Origin of the sequence: Alcanivorax sp. 97CO-5 (assembly GCF_000524665.1) — a bacterium.
GTDB lineage: Bacteria > Pseudomonadota > Gammaproteobacteria > Pseudomonadales > Alcanivoracaceae > Alcanivorax > Alcanivorax borkumensis.
Genome location: NZ_KI965877.1, coordinates 171,802 through 192,609 on the forward strand (window position 1 = coordinate 171,802; position 20,808 = coordinate 192,609).

A 20,808-nucleotide genomic window follows, 5' to 3' on the forward strand; every position below is an offset into this window, starting at 1 on the left:
GAGTCTTTATGGCCGTTAACCGCAGCCTGCTGCGAGGGCTATTGGTGGGTTTGTGCGCTCTTTCCGGCCTGGCACATGCCGATATTCACCGCAGCCACGCCATGGCCATGCATGGCACCCCAAAATATTCGGCAAATTTTCAGCACCTGGATTATGTGAATCCGGAGGCGCCCAAAGGCGGAATATTACGCCGTCACGTCATCGGTACGTTCGACAGCCTCAACCCTTTTGTGCCTAAAGGCACCGCCGCCGCCGGTATAGGCTCCCTTGTCTATGACACCCTTACCGCCCGCGCCGAGGACGAACCCTTTACCCAGTATGGCTTATTGGCCAAAACCATCGAATGGCCCAGCGACCGTAGCTGGGTACGCTTTCATCTGAACCCGAAAGCCGCCTTCAGCGACGGCAAGCCGGTGCAGGCCAGCGATGTGGTGTGGACCTTTAACACACTGATCAATGACGGCGCGCCCTTCTACAGTTTTTATTACAGTGGCGTCGACCACGTTACCGCCGATGACCCACACACCGTGACTTTCCACTTCAAACCCGGTGATAACCGTGAACTGGCCCTAATCATTGGCCAACTGCCGGTTCTACCCAAGCACGTATGGGAAACCCGTGATTTTACCAATGCCGGCCTGGAAAAACCGATTGGCTCCGGCCCCTATGCCGTCAGTAAAGTCGATACTGGAAAAAAAATCACCTACCAACGCCGCCAGGATTACTGGGCCAAAGACCTGCCCATCATCCGCGGCCGCAATAACTTCGATACGATTTCTTTCGATTATTTCCTGGATGACACCGTTGCCCTGCAAGCATTCAAGCGTGGCGATTATGATTGGCGCTTCGAGATCAGCTCAAAGAACTGGGCCACCAGCTACAAGGGCAAAGCCTTTGACGAGGGCCAGCTGGTTAAGGAAGAGGTTCCCCACTCAAACCCGGCAGGAATGCAGGGGATCGTCTATAACCTGCGCAATCCGCTATTTCAGGATATTGCTCTGCGTGAGGCCATGACCTACGCACTGGATTTCGAATGGTCCAATGCCAACTTGTTTTATGGCCAGTACAACCGCACGCGCAGTTATTTCCAGAACTCTGATATGGCCGCCACCGGCCTACCCTCCGAAGCGGAATTGAAACTACTTGAACCGCTACGCGACGAGATTCCCGAGCGTGTTTTCACGGAAAGCTACCAACCGCCGAAAAGTGATGGCAGCGGCCGCCCACGAGCCAATCTGGCGCGAGCCCAAACGTTGTTGAAAAAAGCAGGCTACCAAATCAGCGACGGTCAATTGCACACCCCAAACGGCGCGCCAGTAAGCTTCCAGATAATGCTGCATCAGCCCGCATTTGAACGCATTCTTCTGCCGTTTGCTCGCAATCTGAAAGCACTGGGCATTGATGCACAGGTAGTCAAGGTAGACACTAGCCAATACGTAGAGCGCATTCGTAACTTCAACTTCGACATGGTGGTCAGCTCCTTTGCCCAATCTTCCTCCCCGGGCAATGAGCAACTGGAGTATTGGGGCAGCAAAGCCGCCAAAGACCCCAGCAGCCGCAACATCATCGGTATCCAGAATCCAGCCGTGGACACATTGGTTAATGCCATTGTCACCGCCACCACGCGCGACCAGTTGGTTATCGCCAGCCGTGCCCTGGATCGGGTACTGCAATGGAATTTCTATGTGATCCCAAATTGGTATGCGGACCACCATCGCCTATCTTATCGCAGCCGCCTGAAACACCCACCCTTGCCTGAATACGTTGGCATTGATGGTGCCATCGACACCTGGTGGGATAGCAACGCGCAATGATGCGACTTTATATTGCCAAACGTTTGCTGCTCATCATCCCCACCCTGTTCGGCATTCTATTACTGAACTTTGTGGTGGTGCAGGCAGCCCCCGGTGGCCCAGTGGAAAAAACCCTGGCGGAATTGCAGGGCATTGGCGGGGGCGCTGGCGGCAGTTTTGCGGGTGGCAGCGTGGATACACTCAGTAGTGGTGGCGACTACCGAGGTTCCAAAGGCCTTCCGCCGGAACTGGTAGAACGAATTCAAAAACTCTATGGCTTTGATAAACCGGCGCCGGAACGTTTTTGGCTGATGGTGAAAAGCTACCTGAGCTTCGATTTCGGCGAATCCTACTACCGTGACCGTTCAGTAACCGAACTTATCGTCGAGCGCATCCCGGTATCGCTGTCACTGGGGCTGTGGAGCACCCTGATTGCCTATATGGTTTCCATTCCCCTGGGCATTCGCAAAGCCGTGAAAGACGGATCACGTTTTGATATCTGGAGCAGCACCGCCATTGTCATCGGTTTTGCCATTCCCAGTTTCCTGCTTGGTATCCTGTTGATCGTGCTGTTTGCCGGCGGTTCTTACTTTGAATGGTTCCCCCTGCGGGGCCTCACCTCGGATAATTTTGAGCAACTGAGTCTGTTTGGCAAAGTGACTGATTATCTGTGGCATATCACCTTACCTACCCTCGCGATCGTCGCTGGCAGTTTTGCCACCCTGACCATGCTGACGAAAAATTCTTTCATGGATGAAATTCGCAAACAGTACGTGCAAACCGCTCGAGCCAAAGGGCTAAGCGAAAAACAGGTGTTGTACGGCCATGTTTTTCGCAACGCCATGTTGATCATTATCGCCGGCTTCCCCGCGGCCTTTGTGGGCATGTTTTTCACCGGGGTACTGCTTATCGAGTTTATTTTTTCCCTCGACGGCCTTGGCCTGCTCGGCTTCGAGTCAGTGATTAACCGGGACTACCCGGTGGTGTTTGGCACCCTGTTTATCTTCACACTGATTGGCTTATTGCTGAAATTGGTCAGCGACCTGACCTACATGTGGGTGGACCCGCGCATTGATTTTGAGCGGAGGCAGAGCTAATGGCCTTTAGCAACCCGCTCACGCGCAACCCGGTCTGGCAACGCCAGTGGCAGGCGTTTCGTTCAAACAAACGCGGCTATTGGGCGCTATGGATTTTTGTCACCCTGTTTGTCATCAGCCTCGGTGCCGAGCTGATTGCCAACGAAAAGCCGCTACTGGTCAGCTACGATAACGAATTCTACGTTCCCGTCTTCAATACCTATCCGGAAACCACCTTTGGCGGTTTTTTCGAATCGGAAACCAATTATCGCGACCCAGTCGTCAAAGAACTGATTAACGATAAGGGCTGGATGCTGTGGCCACCGGTTCGCTACAGCTATAACACCATCAATTATGATCTGGCGGTGCCAGCACCGGCCCCACCATCAGCCGAAAACTGGCTCGGCACAGATGATCAAGGCCGTGATGTATTGGCAGGCTTGATTTACGGCTTTCGTATTTCTGTCCTATTTGGGTTGGTATTGACCATCCTTTCCAGCATCGTCGGCATTATTGTCGGGGCAATTCAAGGCTACTATGGCGGCTGGCTGGATCTGGCCGGCCAGCGTTTTCTGGAAATCTGGTCGAGCATGCCCACGCTGTATCTGATCATCATCATTTCCAGCTTTGTGGTACCCAGTTTCTGGACACTGCTGGTGATCCTGCTGCTATTTTCCTGGATGGCTCTGGTGGATCTGGTGCGGGCAGAGTTTCTGCGTTGCCGGAACATGGACTATGTCCGTGCCGCCCACGCCATGGGCGTTCGCACTCCGGTTATCATGTTCCGGCATATGCTGCCCAATGCCATGGTCGCCACTATTACTTTCCTGCCATTTATTCTCAACAGCGCAGTGGTCACCCTCACCTCTCTTGATTTCATCGGCTTCGGCATGCCGCCAGATGCACCTTCGCTGGGCCGACTGGTCGGCCAGGGAAAAGCCAACCTGCATGCTCCCTGGTTAGGCATCAGCGTCTTCGCCACTCTCACGTTGATGCTGACTTTGCTGGTATTTATCGGTGAAGCCATTCGCGATGCGTTCGACACAAGGAAGTTTCTGCAATGAGTCTGTTACGCATCGAAGGGCTGAGTATTCGTTTCGCCGGTCAGCTTGCCGTTGATGACATGTCGCTGGAACTCCATCCCGGCCGTATGCTGGCGCTGGTGGGCGAGTCTGGTTCCGGAAAATCCCTCACTGCCCTGTCGGTGATGGATCTGCTGCCGGAAAACGCACAGTGGCAGGCAGAAAGCCTGCAGCTGGATGGCACCGATCTACAGTCACTCAACCGCGAACAGAAACGTAAACTGCGTGGTGGCCGTATCGGCATGATTTTCCAGGAACCGCTGACCGCCCTCAATCCCTTACATACGGTAGAGAAGCAAATCAGCGAAAGCCTGTTCGTCCATCAGGGCATGAGCAAGCAGCGGGCCCGTGAGCGCTGCCTGTCGTTGCTGGAGCAAGTCGAGCTCCCCGCCACAGCCGATATGCTGAGCCGTTATCCGCACCAACTTAGCGGCGGCCAGCGGCAAAGGGTCATGATCGCCATGGCGCTGGCTAATGAACCTCAGATACTCATCGCTGATGAACCGACCACCGCCCTGGATGTAACGGTACAAGAAACCATTCTCGATCTGATCAAACGCTTACAGAAAGAATTGAATCTTTCCATACTATTGATCAGCCACGACTTAGGTGTAGTCAGCCGTTTTGCCGAGGACATTGTGGTCATGCATAACGGCAAGCGTGTGGAATCTGGCCCCACCGAGACGGTATTAAGCCAACCAACACAGGATTATACCCGTCACCTTATCGAGGCGGAGCCACAGGGGCGCGCGAAACCATTGCCCGATGGCACCCCCGTGCTGCTGAGTGCCACCAACATTGCCGTCACTTTCAAGGGCAAGCGCCAGTCTCTATTCACGCCACCAAGCCTGCTACACGCGGTAGACCACATCAATCTTACCCTGCGCGAGGGTGAAACCCTGGGTATCGTTGGTGAATCTGGCTCAGGTAAATCGACCCTGGCCCTGGCTTTACTGCGCTTGATCAAGAGTGACGGTGACATTGACATGAATGGCACTGATATTCGCGCCCTCTCTCGCACAGGATTACGGCAATGGCGCAGCCATTTTCAAGTGGTATTCCAGGACCCCTATGGCAGCCTCAACCCGCGCATGACAGTAGGCCAAATCGTCGCCGAAGGCTTGGCCGTTCACGCTCCAGAGCTGACGAGTACAGAGCGGGAAAATCGTGTCTGCCGCATTCTCGAGGAGGTCGGGTTGCCCATTACCGTTCGTCACCGTTACCCCCATGAGTTTTCTGGCGGGCAACGCCAGCGCATTGCCATTGCCCGTGCGCTCATCATGGAGCCTGCATTACTGGTGCTGGACGAACCCACCTCAGCGCTGGATCGCAGTGTTCAGCACCAGATACTGGAATTGCTGAAGGCACTACAACAGCGACGGGGACTCAGCTATCTGTTTATCAGCCATGATCTGAAAGTTATCCGTGCTATTTGTCACCGTGTGTTGGTGATGAAAGACGGCAAAACCGTGGAACAGGGCGATACTGAGGCCATTTTTGAAAACCCACAGCAACCGTACACCCAAACGCTGATCGATGCGGCCTTTGCCAACAGCAGGAAACAGACGGTTGCACTTTGATCGCCCTCGATCGGGCGTAATAACCGGACTAATTGCCTATAATTAGTGACAAGTTCAAAGTTGAAAGTTAAAAGCGCAGATCACATTAGCGGCAATCTGGACTACCTTCATCGTAAACCTTGCGGTAGTAGAGCTGTTTACTTCCAGGCTCGGGAATGGTTTATGCCGATAGCAAGCAAGCCAGATCGTGCTTATTAACTTTCAACTTTCAACTTTCGACTCAAAAGTATATCGAGGATGAACATGGGATTTCTTGCAGGCAAACGTTACCTGATTGTCGGAGTCGCCAGCGACCGCTCCATTGCCACCGGAATTGCTGAAGCCATGCACCGCGAAGGTGCTGACTTAGCTTTCACCTATCAGAATGACAAGCTGAAAAGCCGCGTACTCAAAGCCGCAGAGCGCTATGGCAGCAGTGAAGCCCTGTGTTTCCCCTGTGATGTCACCAGCGACGAGGCTATTGATGCCGTTTTCTCTGAACTCGGCAAACAATGGGATGGCCTCGACGGCATTGTGCACGCCGTCGGTTTCGCCCCCGCTAACGAACTGGATGGTAACTTTGTCGATGTAGCCACCCGCGAGGGTTTTCAGATTGCCCATGACATTTCCAGCTATAGCTTCGTAGCTCTGGCCAAGGCCGGAAAAAGCATGTTGGCTGGCCGTAATGGCGCCCTGCTCACCCTTACCTACCATGCTGCGCGCCAGTCTGTACCGAACTACAACGTGATGGGCATGGCCAAAGCCAGCCTGGAAGCCTCAGTGCGTTACCTGGCCGCCAGCATGGGACCAGACGGTGTGCGGGTAAACGGCATCTCTGCCGGCCCTATCCGTACCCTTGCAGCCTCCGGCATTAAGAAATTTCGCAGCATGCTGGATTACAATGCGGCCAAAGCACCATTACGCCGCAACGTAACCATTGAGGAAGTGGGCAATACTGCTGCCTTCCTATGCTCAGACTTGGCCTCCGGCATCACCGGCGAAATCACCTACGTTGATGCTGGTGCGAGCACTGTGTCTATGCCGTTTGAACTGGAGCTTTAAGAACGTCTTTCTTACTTATTAACGCCCACAAAAAAGCCCACCGCTTAGGTGGGCTTTTTTGTGGGCGGAACTTTCAGAGTATTATTCGCCCTGGTTGGCACTCAATCGAGACGGATACAGTTCCACATCACCTTCATCACGGAGTAAAGCAACCACCTGACGGAAGTTTCGTTGGCCTTCGACGTTGCCAAGCTCTATAAGAGCTGCCTGCTGTTGGGCAGCACTCAGCGGCTCTGCATTACCGTCTGCGACACTGGTTACCTGATAGGCAACAACTGAACCATTGCCCAAACGAGTAATCGAGACTGGTGAAGCGTCACCTTCTGCAGCGCGAGGAGCACTAAAGGCACCATTTACCACTTCCATCGCGGGTTCGGCGCCGCCACGTTGCAAGCCTTCCTGTTCGGCGATTTCCACATCAAACAATGTAGCCACTGATTCCAGGTTGCCACCTTCCTCGATCGTTTTCTCAGCCATTTTTGCCAGTTGCTGTACTTTGTCCATCGCTAGCTCACCTTTCAACCGCTCGCGAATGACAAAAGAAACCTCGTCAAGGGGCATCGGCTCAGCAGGCTTATCTTCAGCAATACGCACAGCGATATAATGCGTGGAATCCACTTCAATTAAATCACTGTTATGGCCTTGCTGACGAACCTGCTCTGAATTAAGAGCCTGTTGCACTTGCGGCAACGATAACGGTGCATTTGCAGCAGCAAGATCAATCCAATCAGTCGTCACCACGGAAACACCTACTTGCTCAGCTGGACTCTGTAGGTCTGGATGCTCATAAAGAAGCTCTTCAAGCTTCGACACATCCTCGTTCAGCAACGATTCTGCTCGGGCTTTAGTCAAATCAGCACGGATCTGATCAGACAGATCGGCTAATGACGGCAACGCTGTCGCAGTGTCTTCTTGCGTTACGAATATAAGGTGCACACCTGCATCAGTAACCACCGGAGCAGAAACGGTTCCAGGCGACAACTCTGCAATCGCTGTTTCCATTTCTTCAGGCAAGGCTCCTTTAGATACCACGCCCAGCTCACCACCGGATTGGGCACTGCCTAAATCATCGGAATATTGGGCAGCGACGTCCGCAAAAGAAGCACCATCTGCAATGGCTTTAGCCGCTTCACGGGCACGGGCCTTTGCCTGATCAAGATCACGATCATCATTCAATTCGATGAGGATATGCGACACATGACGCCGTGCGTCACCGGCGCCCGCTTCTTCCATAATGGATTTGCGAACGTCGTATTCCGCCTTTACCTCTTCGTCAGTCACGCTGACCTGATCTGTGTACTTATCAGCGGACAATTCAACGTAGGAAACCTTGAATTCTTCAGGACGCATGAACTCACCCTGATTGTCGTCGTAAAACGCTTTGACGTCTTCATCCGATACGGTGAATTGCTTGCGCAGAGAATCGATATCCAATTGTACATAGCGAATGTCCCGTGACTGTTCACCCAAACGTCGCTGCTCGTTCAATTCTAAGGGCAGCGAAAAATCCGTCTGCATAAAACCGGCACGGAACTGCTCTTTAAGCATGTCCTGACGTAGGCCTTGAACATAGGTTTGTGGATTCATGCCACGGGCGCGCAGCTCACGTTCAAATCGTTGTTCAGAAAACTTTCCGTCTACTTGAAATAACGGCACTTTGTAAATATCGGCGGCAACCTGTTTTTCACTGAACACCATATTTGATTGCTCAGCCGCTGAAAGGATCAATTGCTCGTTAACAATTCCATCCAACACCATTTCCGGACGCACAAAGGAATCTAGCAAGGCGGGGTTCATGTTCGGGCTCTGCTCGCGAAGCATGTTACGAACCCGCTCAACCCGTTGATTGACTACGCCACGAGTGATCTTACTACCTTCAACTTCAGCTACCACATCGCCAGTACTTCCTCCGACAAAATAGCCATAAAAGCCGGAAATCACGAAAGGAAGAATGATAGCGGCAAGCAGGACCTTGCCCACGGGACCGCGGACAAACCGTCTGAACTCCTGCATGAAATTACTCCGTAAGGATATTCTGTAATTGGACCTTGTTATTCAGAACCGACAAGTCGCTGCGGGTTCCCTTATAATGCAAAAAAGCGTACTCGCTACGAGTACGCTTTCTCAAACTGGCGGAGCGGACGGGACTCGAACCCGCGACCCCCGGCGTGACAGGCCGGTATTCTAACCAGCTGAACTACCGCTCCTGCAAACAGTTTAGTTCACCGCATCTTTCAGCGCTTTACCCGCTTTGAAGCCCGGCACGTTGGCAGCAGCTATTTTGATAGTCTGACCTGTTTGCGGGTTACGACCATCGCGAGCTTCACGACGCTTAACAGCAAAAGTACCAAAACCTACTAGAGAAACGCTGTCACCATTTTTCAGGGCACCAGTTACCGCTTCCAAAGTAGAATCCAGAGCGCGACCAGCGTCGGCTTTGGAAATATCCGCGCTAGCGGCAATCGCATCAATCAACTCTGATTTATTCACAAAGTTCCCCTTTCTCTATTTTCCGGTTTTATGGTCGAGGCGGATGCACTCTCCTTATGCAAGGCCGCCTTTATACCAACGGGTACTAGGGGCGTCAAGAAAGGAAAAGTACGATCTCACCCAAGTTAAACGTATTGAAAATACCTTGCAGATCAACTATTTAAAATGTTCAAAAGTGATCTATTAATGAGTACTAGGACGCTTGTTACCTTCCTGGTTTTTCTCATCTGCTAACGCCAAATCTTCTTCCAATTCCGCTTCAGAAAGCGGGCTTGGTTGACGACTTAGAGCCACATCAAGTACCTGGTCAATCCATTTTACTGGTCGAATATCCAAGGACGCCTTGATATTATCGGGGATCTCTTTGAGGTCCCGCTCATTCTCATCTGGAATCAATACTGTCTTAATTCCACCACGATGGGCAGCAAGTAATTTCTCTTTGAGGCCGCCAATTGGTAGCACCTGCCCACGCAGAGTAATCTCACCGGTCATCGCCACATCAGCACGTACCGGAATGCCCGTAAGCACAGACACCATGGCCGTGCACATACCCACACCCGCACTGGGGCCGTCTTTCGGCGTTGCCCCTTCGGGGACATGCATGTGCAGATCGTTACGATCCAAGGCTCGGCGCCGAATACCCAAGGTGCTTGCGCGGCTTTTAACCACTGTCCATGCAGCTTGAATAGATTCCTGCATCACATCACCAAGGGAGCCTGTAGAAATCACACGTCCTTTACCCGGTGTAGAAACGCTTTCAATAGTGAGCAGCTCTCCACCAACGGATGTCCAAGCCAGTCCCGTTACCTGCCCGATCTGATCTTGCTCTTCAGCACGACCAAAACTGAACTTACGCACACCAAGATAATGCTCAAGCAGCTCTTCGGTCATGGTGACTGTTTTGGCCTCGCCGCTTAGCAAATGTTCCTTCACTACTTTGCGGCAGATCTTGCTGATCTCACGTTCGAGACCACGCACACCCGCTTCACGGCTGTAATGACGCACGATGTACCGTAACACGGCTTCATCAAAAAGCAGCTCACCTTTTTTCAAACCGTTGTTTTTGATTTGCTTGGGAATCAGATACTGCGAAGCAATATTGATCTTTTCTTCCTCTGTGTAACCAGGAAGGCGAATCACCTCCATGCGATCCAGCAGTGGCGCTGGAATATTCATGGAATTAGAAGTACAGATAAACAACGTTTCAGACAGATTGTAATCCACTTCCAAGTAATGATCGCTGAACGTATCATTCTGCTCTGGATCGAGCACTTCCAACAAAGCAGATGCTGGATCGCCACGACTATCCATGCCCATCTTGTCTATTTCATCAAATAGAAACAGCGGGTTACGCACTCCCACTTTAGAAATTTTCTGAATTACCTTACCAGGTAGGGAGCCAATATAAGTACGGCGATGGCCACGAATTTCAGCTTCATCTCGAACGCCACCCAGAGCCATGCGCACAAACTTTCGGTTGGTTGCACTGGCAATGGATTGTCCTAACGAAGTCTTGCCGACACCCGGCGGGCCGACCAAACACAACACCGGCCCTTTCACTTTGCCTACCCGACTTTGGACTGCAAGAAATTCCAGCACGCGGTCTTTAACATCTTCTAAACCGTAATGATCCCGGTCCAAAACCTCTTTCGCATATTTAAGATCATGACGAACTCGGCTGCGCTTTTTCCATGGCACCGACGTCATCCAGTCAAGGTATCCGCGTACCACCGTGGCTTCCGCTGACATGGGTGACATCATCTTAAGTTTATTCAGTTCAGCCAGTGCCTTGTCATGGGCTTCTTTAGGCATGCCCGCACTGTCAATTTTCTTTTCCAAATCGTCTAGGTCGTTACCACCGTCTTCCAGATCGCCTAACTCTTTCTGGATGGCTTTCATCTGTTCGTTCAGATAGTACTCGCGCTGGCTTTTCTCCATCTGCTTCTTTACGCGGCCACGAATGCGCTTTTCTACTTTCAGCACATCGATGTCTGATTCCATCAGCGCAATCAAATGCTCCACGCGCTCTCGCACGTCTACCATTTCCAACACATCTTGCTTTTCTTCAAGCTTGAGCTGTAAATGGGCGGCAATGGTATCGGCCAAGCGACTAACTTCATCAATAGAAGAAACGGAGCCGGTAACCTCTGGAGCCACTTTCTTTGACAGTTTCACATAGTCTTCAAACTGACCTTGCAAAGAACGAGATAGCGCATCCTGTTCGCTCTCTTCAGGCAATCCTTCTTCCAGTTCGCGGACATCCGCAACTGCGCCATTGTCGCCAAATTCGGCCTTGGCCAAATGCGCACGTTGACCGCCTTCAACCAAAACCTTAACCGTCCCGTCGGGCAATTTAAGCAACTGAAGAATGGTGGAAATAGTGCCCACCCGGTAAACGTCATCCACAGATGGATCGTCATCGGAAGCATTACGCTGGGCTACCAGCATAATCTGCTTATCGGCGGCCATCGCAGCTTCGAGAGCCGCAATGGATTTTTCCCTGCCAACAAACAGCGGAATAACCATGTGCGGGTACACTACTACATCACGCAGCGGTAAAAGCGGAATATCTTTCAGCACGTATTGCCTCTATGACTTAGGTTGCACAAGGACGGATCCGGACTCTGTCCAGATCTCAATCCGGCGCGACCTTGGAAGACTGCTCGTTGTTTTCGTAAATCAACAAGGGCTCAGATTCGCCTTTGATAGTAGGGCTATCAATAACTACCTTGGCAACGCTCTCCATGGATGGCACCTGATACATGGTATCAAGCAGCACGCTTTCCAGAATTGAACGCAAGCCCCTGGCACCCGTTTTGCGCACCATCGCCTTGTTGGCAATCGCTTTTAATGCATCTTCGCGAAAGTCCAGCTCCACCCCTTCCATCTCGAACAGGCGAGCATACTGCTTGGTCAATGCATTGCGCGGCTCTGTGAGGATCTGAATTAGTGCATCCTCGCTAAGCTCTTCCAGAGTAGCGATAACGGGTAGGCGACCAATAAACTCTGGAATCAGGCCGTACTTGACCAGATCCTCTGGTTCAACATCGACCAATAGCTCACCCAGATTGCGCGTATTATCTTTGCTCTTCACCTCAGCGGAGAAACCAATCCCCCCCTTTTCAGAGCGCTCGCGGATCACCTTGTCCAGGCCCGCGAAGGCTCCGCCACAGATAAATAGCATGTTCGAGGTGTCTACTTGCAGAAACTCTTGCTGAGGATGTTTGCGCCCACCCTGAGGTGGCACTGAGGCTACAGTGCCTTCAATTAACTTCAACAGCGCTTGCTGAACACCCTCCCCACTCACATCACGGGTAATAGAGGGATTGTCCGATTTGCGAGAAATCTTATCGATTTCATCGATATAAACGATGCCGCGCTGAGCCTTGTCCACATCGTAATCACATTTCTGTAGCAATTTTTGAATAATATTTTCCACGTCCTCACCGACATAACCGGCTTCGGTAAGGGTGGTGGCATCAGCAATGGTAAAGGGCACGTTCAACATGCGGGCCAACGTTTCTGCCAACAGGGTCTTACCACTACCGGTAGGACCAATAAGCAAAATATTACTCTTACCCAACTCAACTTCATCACGGCCTTTGCCACCACTGCGCAGGCGCTTGTAGTGGTTGTAAACCGCCACGGCCAACACCTTCTTGGCCCTTTCTTGGCCAATCACGTACTCGTCGAGGGTATCTTTAATTTCATTGGGCTTAGGCAGGCGTTCGCCATCAGTCTCGCTGGTGTCTTCCTGCACTTCCTCGCGGATAATGTCGTTACACAGATCCACGCATTCATCGCAAATAAAGACCGAGGGCCCCGCAATTAGCTTGCGTACCTCATGCTGGCTTTTGCCGCAGAATGAGCAATACAGCAACTTGCCGTCGTCGCCCTTGCCAGTGGAATCGGTCATCGAATTGCCTCTAAACCTGTGTATTTGCTTTGAAGATGCCGTGTCGCCCGCTGTTTTTCAAGCCCACCGAGCTGCTATACCGCACCGTTAGAACTGTTCTTGTACCAACAAGCCTATTAAACAGGGCGCTGGCTCAATACCGCGTCAATGATGCCGTATTCTTTTGCTTCGTCGGCACTCATAAAGTTATCGCGGTCAGTATCTTTTTCCAGCTGTTCAATTGGCTGGCCGGTGTGATGCGCCAGCAAACTGTTTAATTGGCCTTTGATTTTTAGGATTTCCTTGGCGTGGATCTCGATATCTGACGCCTGACCCTGAAAACCACCCAGCGGTTGATGAATCATCACCCGGGCATTGGGTAGCGCAAAACGCTTGCCAGCAGCACCCGCGGTAAGCAGAAAAGCGCCCATGCTGGCCGCCTGGCCAATACACATAGTGGATACATCCGGCTTTATGAACTGCATGGTGTCGTAGATGGACATCCCTGCTGTTACCGAACCCCCTGGGCTATTGATATACAGATGGATATCTTTGTCCGGGTTCTCAGATTCTAGAAATAGCATCTGCGCCACAATCAGGTTGGCCATATGGTCTTCCACCTGACCGATCATGAAGATCACTCGCTCCTTTAAAAGGCGGGAGTAAATATCAAAAGAACGCTCTCCACGGGCAGTCTGCTCGATCACCACCGGTACCAAACCCAGGTTAGTCGGATCTTTGATGAGCTGACTCATTTCCGGGGTAAGCGAGTTAATACGGCTGAAGTCGATCATGTAGCGCTATCCTTCTCGTTGATTGTCCGTGGACACTCTCAACTGTTTATTGATGTCGGCGGTCAACAACCGGCATGTACTTGGGCTGTCTTGGGGGGTTAAAGGCCATAATGCAAGGCAGCCACCGCAAGTAGGTGTCCAAACATCTTATGACGGTACCAAAGGGGGCGTCTATAAAAGCGGGCAGGAGAAAGGTTCAAGTGCGCAATTCTTGCGCAAATTGTGCATAAATAACGCAAAACGAGGCCCAAAGGCCCCGTTTCGAAGGTCCAACAGAGGAGCTTCCGTTAGCCTTCCGCTTGCTCGCGGGGCTTCACTGCATCCTGGTAGGGCATGGTTTTCTCTTCAACCTTTGCGCTTTCCAGCACAAGATCAACAACCTGCTCTTCAAGAATAGCGCCTTCAATCTGCTGCAACTGCTGAGGATTGCTGTATACCCAGCTCACCACTTCTTCAGGCTTTTCGTACTGCTCGGAAATTTCTTCAACCCGAGCTTTTACCTTATCGGCATCGGCCTTGATTTCGTTTTTGTCGAGAATGGCACGAACAACCAGCCCCAAACGCACGGAGCGCTCAGCTTGCTCTTTAAATAGATCATCCGGCAGGATGGAGGGGTCGAACTGCTGACCACCACCGAACTGCTGCATCATCTGTTGACGCATGCGCTGAATTTCCTGGGTTACCAGAGCACCCGGCAGGTCAAACTCGTGCAAGTTGACCAACCCGTCCATTGCCTGCTCTTTCACCTTGCTAGTGATAGCGTTTTTGAGCTCACGCTCCATATTTTTGCGCACTTCAGCCTTAAACTTGGTTTCGTCGCCGTCGTCAACGCCAAATCCTTCCATGAACTCAGCGTCCACTTCCGGCAAAGCCTTACCTTCTACTTTGTTGACCTTGATATGGAACACAACTGCCTGACCTTTAAGGTCTTCGGACTGGTAATCTTCCGGGAAGGTCACATCGATGTCTTTTTCTTCACCGGCTTTCATACCGACGATGCCATCCTCGAAACCCGGAATCATCTGGCCAGAGCCCAGCTCAAGGTTCTGGCCTTCAGCGGTGCCACCCTCAAAGGCTTCGCCGTCCTTCAGGCCTTTAAAATCAATATTAACGCGGTCGCCGATCTCACTGGCGCGATCTACATCAGCAAACTCAGCGCGCTGCTGACGCAGCGTTTCGATCATAGTATCCACATCAGCATCGGTAACTTCAGACTGGGGCTTCTCAACCTCAATGCTATCGAACGCTGCCAGCTCGACTTGCGGATAAACCTCGAAGGTGGCAACAAATTCTAGATCCTTGCCCGCTTCGTTAGTGGTAGCCTCAAAGCCCGGCATGCCTGCTGGCTGCAGTTTTTCCTGCTCAACTGCTTCAATGAAAGCTTCGCGCATGACGTCAGCCAGCACTTCGTTACGCACAGCCCCGCCAAAGCGACGCTTTACTTCACGCATGGGCACTTTACCTGGACGGAAGCCGTCCAGACGGATTGTTTTCTGGGCTTCCTGCAGCTTGCCTTCTACTGCCACGTCCACTTTTTCTGCGGGTACACCCACCGTCACACGGCGCTCAAGACCTGAAGTCGTTTCAACAGAAACCTGCATAACATCCTCTTTAAAAAAGACTTATATCTCTGCCCGCCGCCGAAATAACGCGAAGACGGCCTAATGAAGGGCGAAGATTATAGTTCAAGGGAGCTTCTCTGCCTACAGTCTGCCTGTAGCGCAACAACTGAAGCCCATACGAAAAAGCCTCCAGGGATCGATCCCGGAGGCTTTTTATATGGGGTGACTGATGGGGCTCGAACCCACGACCGCCGGAATCACAATCCGGAGCTCTACCAACTGAGCTACAATCACCATAAAACTGTTTGCTTTCTTCTACCTGCCTGGCGCGCCTGGCAGGACTCGAACCTGCAACCGACGGCTTAGAAGGCCGTTGCTCTATCCGGTTGAGCTACAGGCGCTTGCAGGTTCGCCATCAAGCCAACTGGTCGGGGTGGAGGGATTCGAACCCCCGACATCCTGCTCCCAAAGCAGGCGCGCTACCAGGCTGCGCTACACCCCGTCTCTTAAAGCTGCGTCAGTGACTAAGCTCGAAAGCGAGGCGCGCATAATACTCGGCACCCCCATGAGCGTCAACGGTATTTGATACAAAAAATCTCTAACGCTCAGATTTTAGACAACTTTTGCGCGCAAGGCCTCCACATGCGAGAATCGCGCCGTCCACGGCTACCCCCAGTAGGCTGCGATAATAGTCGCAACCTTACTAAGCCCCCCACTGTTGTCAATTTCAGAGAGACCGCCCACATGACTGCCCAGATTCTTGATGGCAAAACCTTGGCCCAACAGTTTGAACAGGAGATGCGCCTGCGTGTCGACGCCCTGAAAGCTAAGGCCAACGGCCACACGCCGATTCTTGCCACCATTCTGGTGGGTGCCGACCCGGCATCTGCTACCTATGTAAAGATGAAAGGCAACGCCTGTCAGCGGGTCGGAATGGAATCCGTCGCCATCGAACTGAGCGAAGAAACCACCACCGCACAGTTACTGGCCAAAATTGATGAGCTGAATAACAACCAGGATGTGCATGGCATTCTGCTTCAACATCCAGTGCCGGCTCAAATTGATGAACGCGCTTGTTTCGACGCTATCAGCCTAGAGAAGGATGTAGACGGCGTGACCTGCCTCGGCTTTGGCCGCATGAGCATGGGAGAGGCAGCCTATGGCTGTGCAACGCCTAAGGGTATCATGCGCTTATTAGAGCACTATCAAGTCGAACTGGAAGGTAAACATGCGGTGGTTGTGGGGCGCAGTGCCATTTTGGGCAAGCCCATGGCCATGATGATGCTAGAAGCTAATGCCACCGTCACTATTTGCCACAGTCGTACTCAAAACCTGCCCGAGCTGGTCAAGCAAGCGGACATCGTGGTGGGCGCAGTAGGTAAGCCAGAATTCATCAAAGCAGACTGGATAAAAGATGGAGCCGTAGTCGTGGACGCCGGCTTCCACCCGGAACGGTGCGGAGACATCGAGCTGGCACCACTGGTTGATCGCGTAGCCGCCTACACCCCCGTCCCCGGAGGTGTTGGACCCATGACCATCAACACACTGATTTTCCAGACCCTGCAATCCGGTGAGAAAGCCTTCGGCTAAGCGCAACGGGGGCCCAACAGCGCCCCCCTTCTCTCTCTCTGCATTCTCTTGTTCGCCCCCTCTCGCCAAGCCAACACTCCCACACTTTCATTGTACGCAATTTATCCCGTTGGGGAGTGGACATAAAAAAACCGCACCCCTTTTAGGTACGGTTTTCTCAAAAGCGGCCCCTCACCCGAACTCAGGCTTCCTTAGGCCAAGATTCGCGCAACCCCACGGTCTGATTGAATACTAACCGGTTCTCGGTACTGTCCTGATCCACACAAAAATACCCCTCCCGTTCAAATTGATAACGAGTCTCAGCCAAGGCACCACGAAGCCCCGGTTCTACTAAACAGTTCTCCAGAACGGTCAGAGAGTCTGGGTTGATGTGTGACAGAAAAGTCTGCCCTTCTTCTAATTCCTTGTTGGGGTTGGCGACACTGAATAGGCGATCGTACAAACGCACTTCGCAAGGCAACGCTTTATCCGCACTCACCCAGTGAATGACGCCACGCATTTTCCCCTGCCCCTCTGCGTTCTCGGGGTTTTTGCCTAAGGTGTCAGGATCATAGGTGCAACGCACCTCCACGATTTCACCTTGATCGTCACGCACAACATCGGTGGCCCGAACAACATAGCCGTAACGCAAACGCACACGATCGCCCAACACCAAACGTTTGAATTTCTTATTAGCCTCCTCTCGGAAGTCTTCGCGATCAATATACAACTCACGCGTCATCGGTACCTGCCGGGTACCTCTGGCCTCATTCTGAGGGTGCACCGGAGCCACCAGAACGTCCTCCTTGCCCTCATCCCAATTCTCGATTACCAGTTTCAACGGGTTCATCACACACATAGCTCGAGGAGCGTGCTGGTTAAGGTCATCTCGAATCGCCGCTTCAAGCATGGCCATATCAACCACAGAATCCGCACGACTAACGCCAACAGATTCACAGAAAGTTCGAATGGAGGTTGGCGTATAGCCACGGCGTCGCAGCCCAGAGATGGTCGGCATGCGCGGGTCATTCCAGCCGTTTACATACCCTTCGTCCACCAATTGCTTGAGTTTGCGCTTGCTCGTTAGCGTGTAATTCAAATTCAGGCGGGCAAATTCGTACTGGCGCGGAGTGGTCGTCACTGACGTATTTTCCACCACCCAATCATAAAAGGGGCGGTGATCCTCAAACTCCAGGGTGCATAGACTATGCGTAATGCCTTCGATAGCATCAGACAACGGATGCGTGAAATCATACATAGGATAGATCACCCACTTATCACCGGTCTGGTGGTGGGTCTTTTTGCGAATACGGTAAAGGATTGGGTCACGCAGGCTGATATTCGGGCTCTGCATATCAATTTTCGCACGCAGTACGGCCTCCCCCTCCTCTAGTTTGTTGTCGCGCATCTGCTCGAACAACGTCAAATTCTCCTCCACCGAACGCTCACGATAGGGGCTCGGTTTGCCTGGAGTGGTAAAATTACCGCGGTATTCAGCAATTTCTGACGGACTTAAGCTATCCACGTACGCTAGCCCTTTTTGGATCAGGCCCACCGCCAGATCATAAAGCTGATCAAAGTAGTTACTGGCAAAGCGCTCTTGTCCGCTCCACTGATAACCCAGCCACTGTACATCCTGTTTGATGGACTGGATGTACTCGTCCTCTTCTTTCTCCGGGTTAGTATCGTCAAAGCGCAAATTACAGCTGCCGCCATAGCTTTCCGCGATACCAAAGTTAAGACAGATAGATTTAGCATGACCAATGTGCAGATAACCATTGGGCTCCGGTGGAAAACGGGTCACTACTTTGCCGTCATTTTTACCTTCTGCAAGGTCACGGTCGATGATCTGTCTGATAAAATTGCTTGGCGCTTTCGTTTCGCTCATTGCCTTGGCCAGTCCGGATAGAGATACGGTAAATGGGTACAGTGAAAATGAAGGTGCGCTAGTGTACTGTAGCCCCCCCAACAGTCAAAGACTCAGGGCTCTTCTGCGCGCAAATAGGCGTTAGTTGACGGGCCCACCCCTGCGGAGAAACATCAATGAAAGTGTTGCTGACAACAACTTACGGCAAAATCACCCTGCAACTTGACGCAGAGAAAGCGCCGGGAACCACTGAAAATTTCGTGCAGTACGTTAAAGATGGCCATTTTAACGGCACCATCTTCCACCGCGTCATCAGCAACTTCATGATCCAGGGTGGCGGCTTCAGCGAAGATATGCAGCAAAAACCGACACGTGCCTCTATTAAGAATGAAGCGGGTAACGGCCTGTCCAACAAAGCCGGCACCATTGCCATGGCACGCACACCGGATCCGCACTCAGCCTCCGCGCAGTTCTTCATCAACGTAGCAGACAACCATTTCTTAGATAAGGAACGCAGCCAGGATGGCTGGGGTTATGCTGTATTTGGCGCCGTATCCGATGGCATGGATGTGGTGGAAAAAATCCGCAACGTTGCCACCGGCAATAAAGGCGGCCATCAGGATGTGCCGGTAGAACCGGTTCTGATCGAATCCGCCGAGCTGATCGAGGACTGATAGCCATGCGCCTTGCTGCTGCCCTGCTCGCCCTGCTTCCTGGTCTGTTGCTGGCTAATCCGCTGGTCCGTCTAGAGACCACCGCCGGCCCGGTGACCATTGAGCTCTACGAAGACAAAGCCCCCAAAAGCGTCGCCAACTTTCTTCAGTATGTCGATAGTGGCTTCTACAACAACACCCAGTTTCACCGCGTTATCCGCGGGTTCATGATTCAGGGTGGTGGCTTTGACCAGAGCGGCCAGCGTAAGGCCGCACGCGCGCCTATTCAGAACGAGGCCGACAACGGCCTCAAGAACAAGCGCGGCACCTTGGCCATGGCCCGCACTAGCAACCCACACTCCGCCACCGCCCAGTTCTTCATTAATCTGGTCGATAACCGCAGCCTAGATTTCACCGGCAAAAACAGCCGAGGCTGGGGCTATGCGGTTTTTGGTGCCGTCACCGAGGGCATGAATGTGGCCGACAACATTGCCCAGGAACCTACCACCAGCCAGCGCCTTAACGGCATGATGGCACGCGACGTCCCGCAAGTACCCATTCTGATCACCAAGGCTTACCGTCTTGATAACGACACTACGTCCGCTCAAGAAAAGCAGCCGGCAAGCGAAGTGAAGGACGCTCAATAACCATGAGTTACAGCCTCTTCATTTCTGATCTGCATCTGGACCCGGCACGCCCTGAGCATCTGGATGGACTGAAAAAACTGCTGGCACAACATGCCGGCAAAGCCGATGCCCTCTATGTTCTGGGCGACCTGTTTGAAGCTTGGATCGGCGATGATGATGACACCCCGTTCAACCTAGAGGCCATCGCTGCCTTCCGCCAATTTTCTGACAGCGGCAGCAAGCTCTACTTTATGCACGGCAACCGGGACTTCATGCTCGGCAACGATTTCGCCGCTGCCTGCGGCGGCACCTTGCTGGATGAGGGCACCGTAGTGGATCTCTACGGCACCGCCGCCATTCTGATGCATGGCGACAGCCTGTGCACCCTGGACACCGCCTATCAGCAGTTCCGCACCATGGCCCGCGACCCTCAATGGCAACAGGGGATGCTTGCCAAACCGCTGGAAGAGCGGCGCATGATCGCCCAAGGCATGCGCATGCAAAGCCAGGGCAACAATGCCAACAAGGCGGAAAACATCATGGATGTTACCCCACAAGAAGTGGTTCGGGAGATGCAGGAGGCCGGCGTTCAGCACCTGATCCACGGCCATACCCACCGCCCGGACGTGCACGACATCGCTCTGCCTGAGGGAACAGGCAAGCGCTGGGTATTGGGGGACTGGGGTGAACTTGGCTGGCAGATTGTGGCGGACAGTAAAACTGGGCTAACGCTGGAAAGCTTTGAGATTAGTTGAGCGTTGAACGCTGCGCGAAACAGTT

The 20,808-nt window shown here is 52.5% G+C and carries 16 protein-coding genes and 4 tRNA genes; 9 read left to right on the top strand and 11 right to left on the bottom strand.

Annotation, left to right across the window (positions count from 1 at the left end):
- The first annotated feature begins 8 nt into the window (after nt 1-8).
- The 5 genes from Y017_RS00795 (at nt 9) to Y017_RS00815 (ending at nt 6,572) form a co-directional block, all read left to right on the top strand.
- The gene (locus Y017_RS00795) at nt 9-1,814 is read left to right on the top strand and encodes an extracellular solute-binding protein (protein ID WP_035458279.1); all 1,806 of its coding nucleotides are present in this window, start codon (nt 9-11) and stop codon (nt 1,812-1,814) included.
- Nucleotides 1,814-2,890 (top strand): microcin C ABC transporter permease YejB, encoded by a 1,077-nt coding sequence (locus Y017_RS00800; protein WP_035458686.1) that lies wholly within the window; start codon nt 1,814-1,816, stop codon nt 2,888-2,890. Before Y017_RS00795 ends, Y017_RS00800 begins: the two co-directional genes overlap by 1 nt.
- Nucleotides 2,890-3,933 (top strand): ABC transporter permease, encoded by a 1,044-nt coding sequence (locus Y017_RS00805; RefSeq protein WP_011588500.1) that lies wholly within the window; start codon nt 2,890-2,892, stop codon nt 3,931-3,933. The genes Y017_RS00800 and Y017_RS00805 overlap by 1 nt, the downstream gene beginning before the upstream one ends.
- Nucleotides 3,930-5,531, top strand: coding sequence for an ABC transporter ATP-binding protein (locus Y017_RS00810; protein WP_035458282.1), 1,602 nt, complete (start codon nt 3,930-3,932; stop codon nt 5,529-5,531). The genes Y017_RS00805 and Y017_RS00810 overlap by 4 nt, the downstream gene beginning before the upstream one ends.
- Nucleotides 5,532-5,774: 243 nt before the next feature.
- Entirely contained in the window at nt 5,775-6,572 is a 798-nt protein-coding gene (locus tag Y017_RS00815) for an enoyl-ACP reductase (RefSeq protein WP_035458284.1), read from the top strand.
- Nucleotides 6,573-6,653: 81 nt separating this feature from the next.
- Here Y017_RS00815 and Y017_RS00820 read toward each other — a convergent pair whose 3' ends face one another.
- The 10 genes from Y017_RS00820 to Y017_RS00865 all read right to left on the bottom strand — a co-directional run bounded on the left by Y017_RS00820 (nt 6,654) and on the right by Y017_RS00865 (nt 15,815).
- On the bottom strand, nt 6,654-8,585 hold the full coding sequence (locus Y017_RS00820) for a SurA N-terminal domain-containing protein (protein ID WP_035458285.1): 1,932 nt from the start codon (nt 8,583-8,585) through the stop codon (nt 6,654-6,656).
- Between the two features lie 117 nt (nt 8,586-8,702).
- Nucleotides 8,703-8,779 (bottom strand) — tRNA-Asp (locus tag Y017_RS00825).
- A 10-nt stretch (nt 8,780-8,789) separates the two neighbouring features.
- Nucleotides 8,790-9,062, bottom strand: coding sequence for an HU family DNA-binding protein (locus Y017_RS00830; RefSeq protein WP_011588496.1), 273 nt, complete (start codon nt 9,060-9,062; stop codon nt 8,790-8,792).
- A gap of 183 nt (nt 9,063-9,245) precedes the next feature.
- On the bottom strand, nt 9,246-11,642 hold the full coding sequence (gene lon / locus Y017_RS00835) for an endopeptidase La (protein ID WP_011588495.1): 2,397 nt from the start codon (nt 11,640-11,642) through the stop codon (nt 9,246-9,248).
- 55 nt (nt 11,643-11,697) lie between these two features.
- A complete protein-coding gene (clpX, locus tag Y017_RS00840) occupies nt 11,698-12,978 on the bottom strand; it encodes an ATP-dependent Clp protease ATP-binding subunit ClpX (protein ID WP_011588494.1) in 1,281 nt (426 codons plus the stop codon).
- Between the two features lie 116 nt (nt 12,979-13,094).
- The gene (gene clpP / locus Y017_RS00845; RefSeq protein ID WP_011588493.1) at nt 13,095-13,751 is read right to left on the bottom strand and encodes an ATP-dependent Clp endopeptidase proteolytic subunit ClpP; all 657 of its coding nucleotides are present in this window, start codon (nt 13,749-13,751) and stop codon (nt 13,095-13,097) included.
- A gap of 287 nt (nt 13,752-14,038) precedes the next feature.
- Nucleotides 14,039-15,352 (bottom strand): trigger factor, encoded by a 1,314-nt coding sequence (gene tig / locus Y017_RS00850; protein ID WP_035458286.1) that lies wholly within the window; start codon nt 15,350-15,352, stop codon nt 14,039-14,041.
- 179 nt (nt 15,353-15,531) lie between these two features.
- Nucleotides 15,532-15,607, bottom strand: a tRNA-His gene (locus tag Y017_RS00855).
- A gap of 30 nt (nt 15,608-15,637) precedes the next feature.
- Nucleotides 15,638-15,714: transfer RNA gene (locus Y017_RS00860), tRNA-Arg, on the bottom strand.
- 24 nt (nt 15,715-15,738) lie between these two features.
- Nucleotides 15,739-15,815, bottom strand: a tRNA-Pro gene (locus Y017_RS00865).
- Between the two features lie 242 nt (nt 15,816-16,057).
- On the opposite strand from Y017_RS00865, the gene folD reads away from it, so the two are divergent.
- Nucleotides 16,058-16,903, top strand: coding sequence for a bifunctional methylenetetrahydrofolate dehydrogenase/methenyltetrahydrofolate cyclohydrolase FolD (folD, locus tag Y017_RS00870; RefSeq protein WP_035458287.1), 846 nt, complete (start codon nt 16,058-16,060; stop codon nt 16,901-16,903).
- A 181-nt stretch (nt 16,904-17,084) separates the two neighbouring features.
- On the opposite strand, the gene Y017_RS00875 is transcribed toward folD, so the two are convergent.
- On the bottom strand, nt 17,085-18,770 hold the full coding sequence (locus tag Y017_RS00875; protein ID WP_035458288.1) for a glutamine--tRNA ligase/YqeY domain fusion protein: 1,686 nt from the start codon (nt 18,768-18,770) through the stop codon (nt 17,085-17,087).
- A 155-nt stretch (nt 18,771-18,925) separates the two neighbouring features.
- On the opposite strand from Y017_RS00875, the gene Y017_RS00880 reads away from it, so the two are divergent.
- From Y017_RS00880 to Y017_RS00890, 3 genes are read left to right on the top strand one after another with little or no spacing between them, the layout of a single operon-like run.
- Nucleotides 18,926-19,423, top strand: coding sequence for a peptidylprolyl isomerase (locus Y017_RS00880; RefSeq protein ID WP_011588489.1), 498 nt, complete (start codon nt 18,926-18,928; stop codon nt 19,421-19,423).
- Nucleotides 19,424-19,428: 5 nt separating this feature from the next.
- Nucleotides 19,429-20,049, top strand: a complete 621-nt coding sequence (locus Y017_RS00885; protein WP_051428668.1) for a peptidylprolyl isomerase — start codon at nt 19,429-19,431, stop codon at nt 20,047-20,049.
- Nucleotides 20,050-20,051: 2 nt separating this feature from the next.
- The gene (locus Y017_RS00890; RefSeq protein ID WP_035458289.1) at nt 20,052-20,783 is read left to right on the top strand and encodes a UDP-2,3-diacylglucosamine diphosphatase; all 732 of its coding nucleotides are present in this window, start codon (nt 20,052-20,054) and stop codon (nt 20,781-20,783) included.
- Nucleotides 20,784-20,808 lie beyond the last annotated feature (25 nt).